This window comes from Bradyrhizobium sp. CCBAU 11357, assembly GCF_028128865.1.
Lineage (GTDB): Bacteria > Pseudomonadota > Alphaproteobacteria > Rhizobiales > Xanthobacteraceae > Bradyrhizobium.
In genome coordinates, this window is sequence record NZ_LBJW01000004.1 from 1 (window position 1) to 12973 (window position 12973).

At 62.7% G+C, this 12973-nt stretch carries 13 protein-coding genes and 1 pseudogene; 8 read left to right on the forward strand and 6 right to left on the reverse strand.

What is annotated here, in order from left to right; genetic code table 11:
• Window positions 1-789: caspase family protein (locus XI05_RS00295; protein WP_271497748.1), on the reverse strand; the 789-nt coding region annotated here is incomplete at its 3' end.
• A 376-nt stretch (window positions 790-1165) separates the two neighbouring features.
• Between XI05_RS00295 and XI05_RS00300 the strand changes: the two genes are divergently transcribed.
• Window positions 1166-1972 (forward strand): N-acyl homoserine lactonase family protein, encoded by an 807-nt coding sequence (locus tag XI05_RS00300; RefSeq protein WP_271497752.1) that lies wholly within the window; start codon window positions 1166-1168, stop codon window positions 1970-1972.
• A 264-nt stretch (window positions 1973-2236) separates the two neighbouring features.
• Here the strand turns inward: XI05_RS00300 and XI05_RS39440 are convergent.
• Window positions 2237-2314: pseudogene (locus XI05_RS39440) on the reverse strand (MarR family winged helix-turn-helix transcriptional regulator); the annotation flags it as partial.
• A gap of 347 nt (window positions 2315-2661) precedes the next feature.
• Between XI05_RS39440 and XI05_RS00305 the strand changes: the two are divergent.
• Entirely contained in the window at window positions 2662-3168 is a 507-nt protein-coding gene (locus XI05_RS00305) for a DinB family protein (protein ID WP_271497755.1), read from the forward strand.
• 330 nt (window positions 3169-3498) lie between these two features.
• On the opposite strand, the gene XI05_RS00310 is transcribed toward XI05_RS00305, so the two are convergent.
• Window positions 3499-4404 (reverse strand): AraC family transcriptional regulator, encoded by a 906-nt coding sequence (locus XI05_RS00310; protein ID WP_271497758.1) that lies wholly within the window; start codon window positions 4402-4404, stop codon window positions 3499-3501.
• Between the two features lie 326 nt (window positions 4405-4730).
• On the opposite strand from XI05_RS00310, the gene XI05_RS00315 reads away from it, so the two are divergent.
• A complete protein-coding gene (locus XI05_RS00315) occupies window positions 4731-5258 on the forward strand; it encodes a hypothetical protein (RefSeq protein WP_271497761.1) in 528 nt (175 codons plus the stop codon).
• Between the two features lie 142 nt (window positions 5259-5400).
• On the opposite strand, the gene XI05_RS00320 is transcribed toward XI05_RS00315, so the two are convergent.
• The gene (locus XI05_RS00320) at window positions 5401-6120 is read right to left on the reverse strand and encodes a class I SAM-dependent methyltransferase (protein WP_271498030.1); all 720 of its coding nucleotides are present in this window, start codon (window positions 6118-6120) and stop codon (window positions 5401-5403) included.
• 89 nt (window positions 6121-6209) lie between these two features.
• Window positions 6210-6752 carry a MarR family winged helix-turn-helix transcriptional regulator gene (locus tag XI05_RS00325; RefSeq protein WP_271497764.1) on the reverse strand — a complete coding sequence of 181 codons (543 nt, stop codon included), beginning with the start codon at window positions 6750-6752 and terminating at the stop codon, window positions 6210-6212.
• A gap of 110 nt (window positions 6753-6862) precedes the next feature.
• On the opposite strand from XI05_RS00325, the gene XI05_RS00330 reads away from it, so the two are divergent.
• From XI05_RS00330 to fahA, 5 genes are all read left to right on the forward strand, one after another.
• Window positions 6863-8479: an FAD-dependent oxidoreductase gene (locus tag XI05_RS00330; RefSeq protein ID WP_271497767.1), complete on the forward strand. Its 1617-nt coding sequence runs from the start codon at window positions 6863-6865 to the stop codon at window positions 8477-8479.
• An 8-nt stretch (window positions 8480-8487) separates the two neighbouring features.
• The gene (locus tag XI05_RS00335) at window positions 8488-8712 is read left to right on the forward strand and encodes a DUF2783 domain-containing protein (RefSeq protein ID WP_025032749.1); all 225 of its coding nucleotides are present in this window, start codon (window positions 8488-8490) and stop codon (window positions 8710-8712) included.
• A gap of 18 nt (window positions 8713-8730) precedes the next feature.
• A complete protein-coding gene (locus XI05_RS00340) occupies window positions 8731-9687 on the forward strand; it encodes an MBL fold metallo-hydrolase (protein WP_271497770.1) in 957 nt (318 codons plus the stop codon).
• 2 nt (window positions 9688-9689) lie between these two features.
• A complete protein-coding gene (gene hmgA, locus XI05_RS00345) occupies window positions 9690-11036 on the forward strand; it encodes a homogentisate 1,2-dioxygenase (RefSeq protein ID WP_271497772.1) in 1347 nt (448 codons plus the stop codon).
• Between the two features lie 161 nt (window positions 11037-11197).
• Window positions 11198-12469 (forward strand): fumarylacetoacetase, encoded by a 1272-nt coding sequence (gene fahA / locus XI05_RS00350; RefSeq protein ID WP_271497774.1) that lies wholly within the window; start codon window positions 11198-11200, stop codon window positions 12467-12469.
• Window positions 12470-12629: 160 nt separating this feature from the next.
• Here the strand turns inward: fahA and XI05_RS00355 are convergent, their stop codons facing one another.
• Window positions 12630-12941, reverse strand: coding sequence for a DUF1272 domain-containing protein (locus tag XI05_RS00355; protein WP_271497777.1), 312 nt, complete (start codon window positions 12939-12941; stop codon window positions 12630-12632).
• Window positions 12942-12973: the final 32 nt, after the last annotated feature.

Here is a 12973-nt window from a genome sequence, read left to right on the forward strand (position 1 = left end):
CGCGGGCGGCGGCGGCGTTGCCGGACGCGATCCGCCGGCGCCCGGAATGAACGAGAAATCTTCGGCCAATGACGAGGAAATCCACGGCACCTGCTCGCCGCGCGAGGCGCGGGTGACGCCCATCTTGGTGCGGTTCAGCGTCTCCTCGGCCATCAGGTCGGGGACGCGGATTTCCTTCAGCAGCTCCTGGACGAACAGGCTGCGGTCGCCGCCGGCGTCCGAGACCACCGAGGCCAGCGCCGCCGAGTACATCACCAGCGTGCCGTTCGGTGCGATCACGGGGGTCAGGCCGGCCGAGAAGCTGCGGAACCGGCGCTCGAACGGGTTGCGCCTGGACGCGTCGATCAGCGCGATCTTGACGCCGGCGCCGCGGGTGTTGAGCTCGCCGAGGACGGTCTCGAGGCTGAAGCCGTCGCGGCGCACGTCGGACTCGGTCCAGATCTGCGCATCCACCGGCAGCAGATAGCTCTGGCGCGCGGACTGGATGCCGAAACCCGAGAAGAACACCAGCGCGACCGAGCCCGGCTTGATCTTGCCGTAGAGCTTGTCGAAGGCGCGGCGCATGGCATCGCCGGTCAGGTTCTCGCCAAGCTCAACCGAAAAGCCGTCGCGCTTGAGCTCGTCGGCGACGGCGCGCGCATCGTTGATCGGTTCCTTCAGCGGGGCGTCCGCGTCCGGATATTTGGCGTTGCCGATGACAAGCGCGAAACGGTCACCGGCCGCAAGCGAGGGGGCAGTCGGGACGAGCGAGATGAGCAAGGACAGGAGAACAAAGAAGCGAATTTTCATAGTCAGCGCGGTCCAGCCAAAAAGGCGCCGTTCCAGCTTGCGCCGCGGCGACCTTAACTTACGCTTACCCCATTATCAAACCGGGGACGGGGGGCGTCAACCACCTGGAGATTCGACCTTAATCCGATGATTGACCGCAACGGACGGGCGTGCCGCGAGCGAAAATAGACGGGTTGTCATGACAGTCCTCGGTACCTCGATGCGATCGGCGGACGTTAAGGCAACCATGGCGATGAAGACGTGATCGGTCTCACATTGCAGCCCCGCCTTCGCTGCAACGCCCCGCGTTTGACCTTTCCTGCCGGCGATGGCTTGGTGGGCGCGATCGCTCCAGAAGATCCAACGCGAAAAAAGCAAGACCCATGGGAAACGTGTAATGGGAAACGTCTACGAAATCTACGCCCTGCGCTATGCGACGATGTCGCCGCGCACGCCCCACATGAACTTCCTCGCGCCCGACCCGCATGACAGCGCGGCGCAGGACCTCGATTATTTCGTCTGGCTGATTCGGGGCCACGGCCGCGACATTCTGGTCGATACCGGCTTCAACGCCGAAGAGGCGAGCGCGCGGGCGCGCAAGCTCACGCTCAATCCTGTCGATGCGCTGGAGCGTTTCGGCCTCGCGGCGTCAGCCATTCGAGACGTCATCGTGACGCATCTGCATTACGACCACGCCGGCAATCTCGACCGCTTTCCCAATGCACGCTTCCATCTGCAGGAGCGCGAGATGGCCTACGCGACCGGGCGCTGCATGTGCAACGGCATGCTGCGCCACCCGTTCTCGGTCGAGCATGTCACGCTGATGGTGCGCCACGTCTATGGCGAGCGCGTCACCTTCTATTCCGGCGACGGCGAGGTCGCTCCCGGCGTGACTGTGCACCGCGTCGGCGGCCATTCCGACGGCTTGCAGGTGGTGAGGATCGACACCGCGCGCGGCCCCGTGGTGCTGGCCTCCGATGCCGCGCATTATTACGCCAATCTGCAGCGCAGGAGCCCGTTCCCGATCGTCTACAATGTCGGCGACATGGCGCAGGGCTGGGAAACGATCGAGCGCCTCGCCGGCCATCCCGATCGCTACATTCCCGGCCATGATCCGATGGTGACCGAGATCTATCCGCGTGCCAGCGACAAGGTCGATGCCTTCGCGCTGCATCTGCCGCCGACGCGGTCGTTTGCGAAATAGCCGCTGAGGCCTGCCCCACGCTCGTCGTCTCGGACAAGCGCGCCCAAAGCGCGCGTAGGTCCGGGACCATAGCCCCAGGGAGGAGTCGCCGCGCGAGCTGGCAACTCCGAGTCTTCGCCAAACATCTCCCTGTGGCTGTGGGTCCCGGACCTGCGCTTCGCTCTAGACAACGCTTCGCGTTGTCTAGAGCTCCGCTTATCCGGGACGACGATCGAGTTTTGGGCGACGCTTCGCTTCGCGCCTCCGCACCATGAGGATCAGCCAATACGTCTGCTTGGCCTCGACCTCTTCGCTGGTCTGGATCAGGTCGAGGCTCGCTTCGATCTTGCCGAGCAGGGCCGAGCGCGCGCTTGCGGCTCAGATCAGGCGGGCCTCATGTCCGCTATGCTCCCGAATGCGGCGCGAAAAGAACATCGTCGCAGATCCGAGTCGGGCCAAAAGGAGACGCTGTTTCGGTGGCACCGCGAATTGATTTTACACCCCGAGTGACCGGGGACGGTCATGACAGAAGCTTTGTTTTTGATCTTGAACCGCCCTGCATACACGTGCAAATTGTATGTGCGCGATTGAGCGGCCGCCAGCGCACAAGTAGCCGTCATGCCTGAGTGCAGCTCGCTGATGCCGACGCTATTTGCGATCGGCATCTAGCGGTTTGTTCCGGGGATTCTCTGGTACGCAAGGAGAAGAACATGACGGCCAAGACCCTAATGAGCTCGTTGCTTCAATACAAAGCCGCCTCGAATGCGGAGTTGCTTCTCGCCCTGAACACCGTCGATGCTGAACCGCACACAACGGAATATCGGGCAGCACTGCGCGTTCTGAATCACGCCCACATGGTCGACCGAATATTTGCCGCCAATCTTCAAGGCGAACGTCACTCATACGCGGCGAATTGGAGCGCTGACACGCCCGTTCTTGCTCAACTCGCCCCCAGAATTCGACTAACGGACCAGTGGTACATTGATTACATTTCGCAAGCGAGTTCTTCTGACCTCGAAGAACTGGTCGATTTCACCTTTACAGACGGGACGCAGGGGCGGATGTCCCGTGAGGAGATGCTTGCCCATGTTGTTACCCACTCCGGGTATCATCGAGGTGAGGTAGGTCGTCTCCTTCCGAAAATTGAAAGTACGGCGATGCGTGATGTGTTCGCTGGATATCTGCATAGGTCCGATCCCTCGCGTACCCAGGGTTGATTGCATCGGCCGATGCTGGATGGCGGTTCTGGGTCAAAGTGTGAAGAACTCCGCTTGAGCAAATCTAGTCGCTCTGTCGCAATGAGCGGGCCTCGGTCAGACGAGGCGCAACTTCGCTGATGGTCCAGCGGTCGATTTGTGCCGCCTATTCGGTTCGGGCTCGTACGCGGAGAGCCTTGTTCCAAGAACCAAATTTAGTCTGGTTCGCACCGATCGCCGTTGAAGTTGACCGAGCGGGCTCTCATTCAGCTCCGATGCTGCGTCCTCTCGATTTTGCGGACCTGAAAAAATAGCGTTCGGCGACCTTGAGCAGTTGCGCTTTCGGCTGCGTCAGGTTCTTCGATCCAACCGCCAGCGTCCAGGAGTAGTCCCCATCCGCGCCGAAAAGACTCTTGTGAAGTGACTTTGATCAGAAAAGCCGCACCTGATCGCGATCTCTGTGAGCGATAGTGCCGATCCGACGAGCAGCCGTTTACTTTCCTCAACGCGCTGATCCAGCAGCCAGCGATGTGGCGGGGTGCCGGTACTGACCTTGAACGCGCGGGCGAAATGCGGCGCCGAAATACCGCATTCACTTGCGATGCGAGCAAGGGAAAGCTCACCATCGAGATGGGCTCGGATCAGGTCCTTTGCGATCCGAAGTTGCCGCGGTGTCAACCCGCTCCGGCGCAAGCGATCTGCAGGCAGAATGTTGGTATATTTGCGAAGGAAATGGGTGTTGAGAGCCATCGCAACATAGCCGACAAACAGCTCGTTGGCCTCATTCGGCCTCTCGAGCGCCGGCAGCAGGCACTTGCCGAGATGTACCACGATGGGATCGCAGATGTTGGTCCCGGTGGCGATGTCGAACTGGACGCGGGCGGCATCAAGTTCGGTTGCAACACTACTCAAGGTGCCGTGCGGCAGATAGAGATAGATAAAATCGAATGGGTCCTGAAAGCGAACGACCGTCTCGCATCGCAAATCGTAGATGCTCGTTTCATCCTTGAATGGCCCCTTGGGCGCGTGGCGTCCATCAATCCAAGTCTCGGCCCGCTGGTGGCGCAATCGCAGACAAAGTGCGAATGCATCGTCTGGCGGCGAGGGCAGGGTCGGATCATTGTCCACGCCGAAATGGGCCATGCGCACCGCTGCGAAAGTTCCCTTCTGCAGCGATCTGATGAGCCCCGTGCGGGGGCGCTGGATCATCGGGAAGAGGCTGGCGAGCCGGTCGCCAAAGAGGCCAACGCTGTTCATGCTTTACGTTCAACACACGCGCCGGCAACGATCTCCTGTCATTGCCGTCGGCCCGTAATCTCCGTTGATTGATTGATTGATCGATGCGGGAGAACCACACTAACTGGAGGTTGCTTTATACGAAAAATTCGCCTGCATGTGTCAGCGATTGATCACGTTCCCGCGAGGGTGTCAAATGCGAGACGGCTTTTTCGCCCTAACATTATGTCCGTAGGACGACATTCAGGCTCGCATCGATCAATCGTGGCTCAAGACGTTCAAGCGCGCTGCGGTTGGGGCTCCTAAAATCATCCAAATATCAGGGCATGGTGGCTCTGGAGCAATGGATGTATTTCACACTCATCAGGTCGAAGGCTGCAGCCGCGTCGATGCAGACCAATTTGTCTTTGCTGGAGGCGCTAGTCCTAACGGCGCGGTCGAGATTCACGAGTCTCCTCGCTCGACTTTCCGAACTCCACAATCAGTCTCTGGCGGTCACGCTGAGTGAGAGCGTCGGCCATTCTCGTAAAAGCCAGGGGGATGTATACAGCCTCGTGGGCGCTACGCGGGATATGATTGCTATCATCAAGGCGATGGACCGGATGGCGGACGAGCTTTTACTCGAGTCAAGGCAGTCGTGGGGGGCCGTCGGAGATATATCCAGCAATGTCCACGAGATTGCCTTCGGACGGTGGCGACTGCTAGGCGGGCGGAAGCTGAATGATCTTCGCGCGGTAGCCGTGGAAGAGAAGCTCCGGCGGACGCCGCGCCTGGTGATCTCATTGTTGGAGGTCGCTACGATTTTGGAGGAGAGCGTTGCCGATCTCGCACCAATGGAGGGACCACAGCGGACCAAGCAGCAAGATTGCGTCTAGCTCGGTTGAGCCGTTGCGAAACCCATCACGCCTTGCCACAGGCGGAGGGATTGATGGGTTTCGCTGGCGCTCTACCCATCCTACGAGCTCTGACCTTTTCTTCGGACGTGTGCGGTCTCCGAGACGGGCGGCGGATATGGTGTCAACGAGCGCCGGCAGGATTCCTACAAGCAACAATATCGCGGGGAGATTTTCGAGCCGCTAGCTCCGGCGGAGAGAATACCGCCAAATATCCTCCGTCACCTGCTAGCTTATATGTGGCGACCTCGCGATAGCCGACGGCGGTCACTTCGCAGCGCAAGAGCTCAATTGGCGTGCCATGCTTCGACGTCGGAAGCTCGAGATCGACAATTCCGACCCGCGCACCCTGCTTCAAGGCGGGCGCTAGGTTGTAGAGGAAGGCATAGGGTTGGGCTATCTCGTGATACATGTGAACGAGGATTGCGGCATCCAGCGAGGAAGCGGGCAGACGCGGGTCGTGGGGTTCGCCGAGCGCGAATTGCACGTTCGTCAACTTCAGAAGTTCTGTTCGCCTGGCGAGTTCGATGAGGTAATCCCGCGTGACGTCCTGGGCAACGACAGAGCCGGCGGGTCCGACGAGGTGCGAGAGCCTGACCGTGTGGTAGCCACTGCCTGCTCCAATGTCGCCGACTGTCATGCCTGGTTTCAGTTCAAGAACACGCGCGATTTGGCCGGCCTCATTGAGGGCGTCGCGGCGCTCTTCGGCGGCGCGGCGTGGGCTGACGATCCGCGCAACAGGGCGCCGCGGTGACGGAAACTCGTTTGCCGCGACTCCAGGGGGAGCCAGATGACCTATGTCAGCGGCGTATGCGCGAGTTGCGATAAGCGCCACAAGTAGCATCGCTATATACGTCGCTGCCGTCACGGTCCTACCAAGCTTTCTCAACCGGACTCCCAAAAACTGACGTTTGCGCCTTATGGGTGGGCGCCCTAATACGCCTGCTTGGCGTCGGCCTCTTCGCTGGTCTGGATCAGATCGAGGCTCTGCTCGATCTTGCCGAGCAGGGCCGACAATTGCTTGCGCTCCTGCGCGGAGAGGCAGGCGAGGATCTCGTCCTCTCGCCGCAGCAATTGCGGGAACAGCTCCTCGTAGAGCGCGCGCCCTTTCCTGGTCAGTTGTAGGCGGAATTCGCGGCGGTCGGCTGCGTTCTCGACCCGCTCGATCAGGCCGTCGTTGAGCAGCGTCGTCACCGCGCGGCTGATGGTGGATTTGTGCGTGCGGGTGCATTGGGAAATGTACTGCGCGCTGCAGGCATCAACGCGGAAGCCGAGCGTGGCGATGACGCGCCAGGCCGGAATGTCGAGGCCGTGGCGTTCCTGATATTCGACCGACAGCGCGGAACTGACCTCCGCCGCGAGCCGGTTGAGGCGGAACGGCACGAACTTGAACAAATCGAGCCGCGGCTTGGGCCGCGTTGAAGCCTCGTCGGCCGCGCGCGCTTTGAGCGCGATGTCGCTGGATGTCCTCGCCAAGGAGAGCGCTCCGAATTCCAGTTGACGGCCGGCCGGCTCCGGTCCAAAATAGTTGCACGTGAGACTATCTAGCAGATTGATCCTGTCCTGACCAGAGCCGAGGTTCGTGTATGGCGCCGGCCAATACCCCTCACGCCAAGACCCAGTTCGGCTACCGCCGTCACCCCGATCAGGACCGCCCCGGCTCGAGCCCCGCGGAGCATCCGGTCGTGATCGTCGGCGCGGGCCCGGTCGGCTTGTCGCTGGCGATCGATCTCGCCCAGCGCGGCCAGCGCGTCGTGCTGCTGGATGATGCCGACCGCATCGGCGAGGGCTCGCGCGCGATCTGTTTCTCGAAACGCTCGCTGGAATATTGGGACCGGCTCGGCGTCGGCGACCGCATGGTCGAGAAGGGCGTGGTGTGGAGTGTGGGGCGGATCTTCCACGGCGAGTCGCAGCTCTATCAATTCAACCTGTTGCCGGAAGACGGCCACAAGCGGCCGGCCTTCATCAATCTCCAGCAATACTACGCCGAGGCCTATCTGGTCGATCGCATCAACGATTTGCCCGGGATCGACCTGCGCTGGCGCAACAAGGTGACGGCGCTCGAGCAGCGCAACGATTCCGTGGCGCTGACGATCGAGACGCCGGAGGGCGCCTACCGCCTGCACGCGCAATACGTTGTCGCCTGCGACGGCGCGCGCTCATCGCTGCGGCAGATGGTCGGCGCCGAATTCGCCGGTCAGGTGTTCGAGGATCAATTCCTGATCGCGGACGTCAAGATGACCGCGGAATTTCCGACCGAGCGCTGGTTCTGGTTCGATCCGCCGTTCCATGCCGGGCGTTCGGCGCTGCTGCACCGGCAGCCCGACGATGTCTGGCGCATCGATCTCCAGCTCAACCGCTATGCAGATCCGGTCGTCGAGAAGAAGCCGGAGAACGTGCGACCGCGGATCGCCCGCATGCTCGGCCATGACAAGTTCGAGTTCGAGTGGATCTCGCTGTACAAATTCCAATGCCGGCGGATGGACCGCTTCATCCATGGCCGCGTGATCTTCGCCGGCGATTCCGCGCATCAGGTCTCGCCCTTCGGCGCGCGCGGCGCCAATTCCGGACTGGAGGACGCCGAGAACCTGTCCTGGAAGCTCGACCGCGTCCTGCGCGGCAAATCGCCCGCGAGCCTGCTGGAGAGCTACCATCTCGAGCGCAGCATGGCGGCGGACGAGAACATCCGCGAATCTACCCGCTCGACCGACTTCATGGCGCCGAACTCGCACCAGGAGGCGCGGCTGCGCAAGGCAGTGCTGGCGCTGGCCAAGGAGACCGAGTTCGGCAAGCGCATGGTCAATGGCGGCCGGCTCTCGGTGCCGTGCAGCTACGACACGCCGTTGTCGTCGCCAGATGCCGATGCCTGGCCCGGTGGGCCTCGGCCCGGCTGTTCCATGCTCGATGCGCCCGTTGCCGAGCGGGGCTATCTGACGGATGCCTTCCGCCAGGGCGGAACAGACTTCACCTTGCTGTCGTTCAGCAATGGCGTTGGGCTTGATGCGCCCGATAGCGTGAAGAACATTCGCATCGGCGGCGAGGAAGGACTAGGCGATCCCTCCGGCCTCGTCGCCAGGCGCTACGACGCGGGGCCGGGCGCGGCCTATCTGCTCAGGCCCGATGGCTACGTGGCGGCGCGCTTCCGCCATCCGACGCGCGAGGCAATCGCGGCGGCATTGTCTCGGGCCGAAGGACTGAATTGAGGTTCCGCATGCCGCTCTCCACCAGCTCGAACTTCGCACGCCCCGACGACGCCTTCCGCGCCATCGTCGAGGCGCATCGCGGTCTGACCGAGGAGCAGAGCGCTGATTTCGACGCGGCGCTGGTGCTGATCCTCGCCAACCATATCGGCGACATCGACGTGCTGCGCGAGGCGATCGGACTGGCCAAGCGCCGCATGATCGACGGTCAGCAGCAACAGCAGCAACAACAATAACCTGGTAAGGACGAATTGATGGCGAAGAACTTCGCATCCACCGGCGATCTCGCCGAGAAGAAGATCACCTTCTCCGAGATCGGCACCGATCTCTATGCCTTCACCGCCGAGGGCGATCCGAACACGGCCGTGATCGTCGGCGACGATGGCTGCCTCGTGTTCGACGCGCAGGCAACGCCGGCGATGGCGAACAAGGTGATCGAGCGCGTGCGCACGGTCACCGACAAGCCGATCAAATATGTCGTGCTGTCGCACTATCACGCCGTGCGCGTGCTGGGCGCCTCCGCCTATCACGCCCAGGGCATCGTCGCCTCGCAGGAGACCTATCGGCTGATCGCGGAGCGCGGCAAGCAGGATTGGGATTCCGAATACGGCCGTTTCCCGCGGCTGTTCCAGGATGCGCAGAGCATTCCCGGCCTGACCTGGCCGACGCTGACCTTCGAAGGCGAGATGTCGATCTATCTCGGCAAGCGCGAGGTGCGCCTGATGCAGCTCGGCGCCGGCCACACCTCCGGCGACATCGTCGCCTGGGTCCCCGATGCGGAGGTGATGTTCTCCGGCGACCTCATCGAATATCACTCGGCCTGCTATTGCGGCGACGCGCATCTGCGCGAATGGCCGGTGACGCTGAACGAGATCCGCAACTTCAATCCGAAGGCGATCGCGCCTGGCCGCGGCGATGCGCTGAAGGGCACCGCCACGGTGCGCGAGGCCATCGCGATGACGCGCGACTTCGTCACCTCGCTCTACGGCGCGGCCGAGATATCGGTCGCCAGGGGCCGCACGCTGAAGGAATCGATGGCGGCGACGCGCGAGGTGATGGATCCCAAATTCTCGAGCTTTGCCATCTACGAGCACTGCCTGCCTTTCAACGTGTCGCGCGCCTACGACGAAGCGTCCGGAATCGACGATCCCGTGATCTGGACCGACAAGCGCGACCAGGAAATGTGGGCCGCCTTGCAAGGAGGAGGATAGTCATGAACATCAATACCTCGCCTGACCGGATCATCCGCAGCTCGGCCCAGGTGACGCCGGGCTACATGTCCGGCTTCGGCAATTCTTTCGAGACCGAGGCGTTGCCGGGCGCGCTGCCGATCGGGCGCAACTCGCCGCAGCGCTGCGCTTACGGGCTTTATGCCGAGCAGCTCTCCGGCTCGCCCTTCACCGCGCCGCGCGGCAGCAATGAGCGCTCCTGGCTCTACCGCATCCGGCCTTCCGTGAAACATTCCGGCCGCTTCGAGAAGGTCGATGCCGGCCTGTGGCGTTCGGCGCCGTGCCACGAATACGACCTGCCGATCGCGCAGCTGCGCTGGGATCCGACGCCGCTGCCGAAGGAGGACGTGACCTTCGTCCAGGGCGTGCAGACCATGACGACGGCCGGCGACGTCAACACGCAGGCTGGCATGGCCGCGCATGTCTACCTCATCACCAAGTCGATGGTGGACCAGCATTTCTACGATGCCGACGGCGAGCTGATGTTCGTGCTGCAGCAGGGCAATCTTCGCCTCGTCACCGAGTTCGGCCGCATCGATGCCGAGCCCGGCGAGATCGTCGTGATCCCGCGCGGCGTCAAGTTCCGCGTCGAGATTCCGAATGGCCCGGCGCGCGGCTATCTCTGCGAAAATTACGGCGGCGCCTTCACGCTGCCGGAGCGCGGTCCGATCGGCGCCAATTGCCTCGCCAATGCGCGCGACTTCCTGACGCCGGTCGCAAGCTACGAGGACAAGGACACGCCGACCGAGCTCTACGTGAAATGGGGCGGCTCGCTGTTTAGGACGACGTTGCCGCATTCACCGATCGATGTCGTCGCCTGGCACGGCAATTACGCGCCGTACAAATACGATCTGCGCACCTTCTCTCCGGTCGGCGCGATCGGCTTCGACCATCCCGATCCCTCGATCTTCACCGTGCTGACCTCGCCGTCGGAGACCGCGGGTACCGCGAATATCGACTTCGTCATCTTCCCCGAGCGCTGGATGGTCGCCGAAAACACCTTCCGGCCGCCCTGGTATCACATGAACATCATGAGCGAGTTCATGGGCCTGATCTACGGCGTCTACGACGCCAAGCCGCAGGGCTTCGTCCCCGGCGGCATCTCCTTGCACAATTGCATGCTGCCGCACGGCCCCGACCGCGACGCCTTCGAGCACGCCAGCAACGGCGAATTGAAGCCGGTGAAGCTGACCGGCACCATGGCCTTCATGTTCGAGACCCGCTACCCGCAGCGCGTCACCGCGCATGCGGCGAACTCCTCGACGCTGCAGGACGATTACGCCGATTGCTGGAACGGCCTGGAAAAGCGCTTCGATCCGAGCAAGCCGTAGTCACTTCGTCATTCCGGGGCGCCGCGGAGCGGCGAGCTATGATGCGCAATTGCGCATCTGAGAATCCATACTCACGATCGTGGTTATGGATTCCGGGCTCGCGCTCCGCGCGCCCCGGAATGACGGCGGAGAAAATGTCAGAAACATCCGGCAGGAAACCAATGCCCCACCCCAACGATCCCAGCCTCCGCTCCTTCATCGCCGTCGATCCCGCCTCGGACTTCCCGATCCAGAACCTGCCTTACGGCGTGTTCTCGACTGCGGCCAATCCGACGCCACGCGTCGGCGTCGCGATCGGCGATTACGTGCTCGATCTCTGGGAGCTCGAGCAAGATTCCCGGCTCGACGTCGGCGCGCTCGGCGTGTTCTCGGGCCCCTCGCTCAATCCCTTCATGGCGCTGGGGCCGAAGGTCTGGACCAAGACCCGCGCACGCATCAGCGAGCTCTTGCGCACCGATCATCCGGAGCTGCGCGACAACGAGGAGCTGCGCACGCAGGCCCTGGTGCCGATGCGCGACGCCAAACTGCATCTGCCTTTCGCCGTCTCCGGCTACACCGATTTCTATTCGTCCAAGGAGCACGCCACCAATGTCGGCGTGATGTTCCGCGGCAAGGACAATGCGCTGCAGCCGAACTGGCTGCACATGCCGATCGCCTATAACGGGCGCGCCTCCACCGTCGTGGTCTCCGGCACCAGGGTGAAGCGGCCGCGCGGGCAGCTGAAGCCGCCGAATGTGGACGCGCCGAGCTTTGCGCCGTGCAAGCGGCTCGATTTCGAGCTCGAGCTGGGCGTCGTCATCGGCCAGCCCTCAGCCATGGGCGGCATGCTCAGCGAGCAACAGGCCGAGGAGATGATCTTCGGCTTCGTGCTGCTCAACGACTGGAGCGCGCGCGACATCCAGCAATGGGAATATGTGCCGCTCGGCCCGTTCCTGGCAAAAGCTTTTGCGACCTCGATCAGTCCATGGGTGGTGACGCGCGAGGCGCTGGAGCCGTTCCGCCTGAACGGGCCGGAGCAGCAGCCGGTTCCGCTCGACTATCTGAAGCAGACGAAGCCGCAGAATTACGACGTCGAGCTCGACGTCTCCTTGCGCGCTGCCGGCATCAATGCGCCCGCCAGCATCAGCCGCACCAATTTCAAGTACATGTACTGGTCCTCGGTGCAGCAGCTGATGCACCACGCCTCCTCGGGCTGCGCCATGAATGTCGGCGATCTCCTCGGCAGCGGCACCATCTCCGGGCCGGAGAAGAACCAGCGCGGCAGCCTGCTCGAGATCAGCTGGAACGGCACCGAGCCGGTCGAGCTGCCCGGCGGCGCCAGGCGCGCGTTCCTGGAGGACGGCGACAGCCTCGTCATGCGCGGCTGGTGCCAGGGCAACGGCTATCGCGTCGGGTTTGGCGAGGTCGAGGGGACGATTTTGGCGGCGGAGTGAGCCGCGCGCTCGATATCGTAGGGTGGGCAAAGGCGCGTCAGCGCCGTGCCCACCATTCCTCTCCGTAATCGCAGCAACTTGGTGGGCACGCTTCGCTTTGCCCACCCTACGGGTCTGGATTGCTTCGTCGCAAGGGCTCCTCGCAATGACATGGAGAGATCTACCGCCTCTCCGGCGGTACGTCGCGCACCCGCGCGCAATGCGCCGCGACATCCTCTACGCTGTACTTCAGATGCACCCGTTTGTCGGACGGCACCTGCTTGGCGCTGCACACGCCCGGCCGCCATTCCTGCGCCGGCCTGATCGGGCGCGGGGCAAACCCGCCGCCGCAATTCGGGCAGACGTTGAACAGCTTGGTCTCGACGCAGTCCGCGCAGAACGTGCATTCATACGAGCAGATCCGCGCATTGGTTGCGTCGGGCGGCAGATCGCAATCGCAATATTCGCAGTTCGGTCGCAGCTGGAGCGCCATGTTGAATCTCCGCAACTAGAGCTGCGATCATC

What these genes read in the sequence shown, in the direction of transcription:
- XI05_RS00340 (WP_271497770.1), top strand. Translation starts at nt 8,731, where the DNA reads ATGGCGAAGAACTTCGCATCCACCGGCGATCTCGCCGAGAAGAAGATC.
- XI05_RS00310 (WP_271497758.1), bottom strand. Translation starts at nt 4,404, where the DNA reads ATGAACAGCGTTGGCCTCTTTGGCGACCGGCTCGCCAGCCTCTTCCCG.
- XI05_RS00335 (WP_025032749.1), top strand. Translation starts at nt 8,488, where the DNA reads ATGCCGCTCTCCACCAGCTCGAACTTCGCACGCCCCGACGACGCCTTC.
- XI05_RS00330 (WP_271497767.1), top strand. Translation starts at nt 6,863, where the DNA reads ATGGCGCCGGCCAATACCCCTCACGCCAAGACCCAGTTCGGCTACCGC.
- XI05_RS00305 (WP_271497755.1), top strand. Translation starts at nt 2,662, where the DNA reads ATGACGGCCAAGACCCTAATGAGCTCGTTGCTTCAATACAAAGCCGCC.
- hmgA (WP_271497772.1), top strand. Translation starts at nt 9,690, where the DNA reads ATGAACATCAATACCTCGCCTGACCGGATCATCCGCAGCTCGGCCCAG.
- XI05_RS00320 (WP_271498030.1), bottom strand. Translation starts at nt 6,120, where the DNA reads ATGCTACTTGTGGCGCTTATCGCAACTCGCGCATACGCCGCTGACATA.
- XI05_RS00300 (WP_271497752.1), top strand. Translation starts at nt 1,166, where the DNA reads ATGGGAAACGTCTACGAAATCTACGCCCTGCGCTATGCGACGATGTCG.
- XI05_RS00355 (WP_271497777.1), bottom strand. Translation starts at nt 12,941, where the DNA reads ATGGCGCTCCAGCTGCGACCGAACTGCGAATATTGCGATTGCGATCTG.
- fahA (WP_271497774.1), top strand. Translation starts at nt 11,198, where the DNA reads ATGCCCCACCCCAACGATCCCAGCCTCCGCTCCTTCATCGCCGTCGAT.
- XI05_RS00315 (WP_271497761.1), top strand. Translation starts at nt 4,731, where the DNA reads ATGTATTTCACACTCATCAGGTCGAAGGCTGCAGCCGCGTCGATGCAG.